Source organism: Chloroflexota bacterium, assembly GCA_038040195.1.
Taxonomy (GTDB): Bacteria; Chloroflexota; Limnocylindria; order QHBO01; family QHBO01; genus DASTEQ01.
Map to the genome: position 1 here is coordinate 1 of JBBPIR010000027.1, position 2,004 is coordinate 2,004.

The following is a 2,004-nucleotide window of genomic DNA, read 5'->3' on the forward strand; positions in this document are numbered from 1 at the left end:
GTTGGCGGCGGGCGCCGCCGTGCTGTTCGGGATCGGGCTCGGCGTGGTGGTCGCGTCGGCCTTCAGGCTGTACGTGATCGCCCCACGGCGGCTGGCGGAGGAAACGCGGCTGATCGCCAGCGCGAACCCGCGCCATCGGGTGACGGCGCGCCGCCCGGCGGAGCTGCGCCGGCTGGCCGCCGCGATCAACGAGCTCGCCGAGCGCCTGCAGGGCGCCGAGGAGGACGTCGCAGCGCAGATCGACGCTGCGCACGCCGATCTCGCACAGGAGCGCAACCGGCTGGCGGCGCTGATGGCGGAGCTGCGGCTGGCCGTGCTGGTCTGCAACCTCGACGGCCGGATCCTGCTCTACAACGACGCCGCCACACAGCTCCTGGACCCCGACGAGGGCACGTCGGGGCTGGTCGGGCTGGGGCGCTCGGTGTTCGGGATCCTCGATCGCTCGCTGCTGGCCCACGCGCTCGAGCGTCTGAGCTGTGGGGCGGCCGACAGCGCGGCGCCGAGCGTGCGCCTGACCGCAACGGCCGCCGGCGGCCAGCTCCTGCGCGTGGGGGTGGCGTCGGTCCGGGGCGCCGGCGAGGAGCTGACCGGCTTCGTGCTGAGCCTCGAGGACGTCACCCGGGCCGCCGAGCTCAGCGGCGACCGCGACGCGCTGCTGCAGTCGCTGACCGAGGGCACCCGCGCGTCGGTGGCGACCATCCGCGCGGCCGTGGAGAGCATGCTCGACTACCCCGAGCTGGTCGGGGCAGAGCGTGAGCGCTTCGAGGAGGTCATCCGCCACGAGGCGGTCGGATTGGGCGAGCTCGTCGAAGCGGCGGTGCGCGAGCACGCCGGCGACCTACGGGCTCAGTGGTCGCTCGAGGAGATGCTCGGGCGCGACCTGCTCGCCGCGCTGCGGCGCAGCCTCGAAGGCGGGCTCAGCGTGACGGCGACGGAGCCGCCCGACGACCTATGGCTGGAGGTCGACAGCTACGCGGTCGTCCAGGCAGCCGGTCACCTCGCCGGGCGCCTGCGAGCCGATGCGGGTGTCGAGCACCTGCGCCTGGAGCTGCGGCCGGTGGGCCGCCACGCACGGCTCGGCCTGGGCTGGGAGGGGCAGCCCCTGCGTGAGGAGACGCTGCGCGCCTGGGCGTCGGAGCCACTGCGGCGCGACGGCGGCGGGATCGCGCCGACGCTGCGCGACGTGGTCGAGGAGCACGGCGGCGAGCTGTGGTGCGAGCCCGACTCCGAGGCCGGCGGTGCATGGGTGCGACTGCTGCTGCCGCTCGCCGCTGTCACGCCCGGGGCGCGACCGACGCCGGCGACCCCGCGCGGCGAGACCGTCGAGCGGCGGCCGGAGTTCTACGACTTCGACCTCTTCCAGCCCGCCGAGGAGGCCGCGGGGTGGGACGATCGCCGGCTGGACGCGCTCGCATACACGGTGTTCGACACCGAGACGACAGGCCTGAGCCCGTCGGGAGGTGACGAGATCGTCTCGATCGGGGCTGTGCGGATCGTCAACGGTCGGCTGCTGCGCCGGGAGACCTTCGACCGGCTGGTGGACCCGCGGCGTTCGGTGTCGCCGGCGTCCGTGGCGGTGCACGGGATCACGCCCGAGCTGCTGCGCGGCCAGCCGACGATCGACGCCGTGCTGCCCGACTTTGCGCGCTTCGCGGAGGACACCGTCCTGGTCGGGCACAACGTCGGCTTCGACCTGCGGTTCATCGAGCTCAAGGAGGCACAGACCGGCGTCCGGCTCAGGCAGCCCGTGCTCGACACGCTGCTGCTCTCCGCCGTCGTGCACCCCGGTCACGAGGACCACTCGCTCGAGGCGATGGCGGCGCGGCTCGGCGTCAGCGTGATCGGGCGCCACACCGCGCTCGGTGACGCGATCCTCACCGGGGAGGTCTTCCTCGGGCAGCTCCGGCTGCTTTTCGCGCAGGGCATGACCACGCTCGGCGAGGCACGCGCCGCCGCCCAGAGGACCTACGCCGCGCGCAAGAGCGAGTCGCTGTACTCGCGCGC

The 2,004-nt window shown here is 74.2% G+C and carries 1 protein-coding gene; it reads left to right on the forward strand.

What is annotated here, in order from left to right:
- Nucleotides 1-2,004 (forward strand): exonuclease domain-containing protein (locus AABM41_09800; GenBank protein MEK6192589.1); only part of this gene is annotated, 2,004 nt, incomplete at both ends.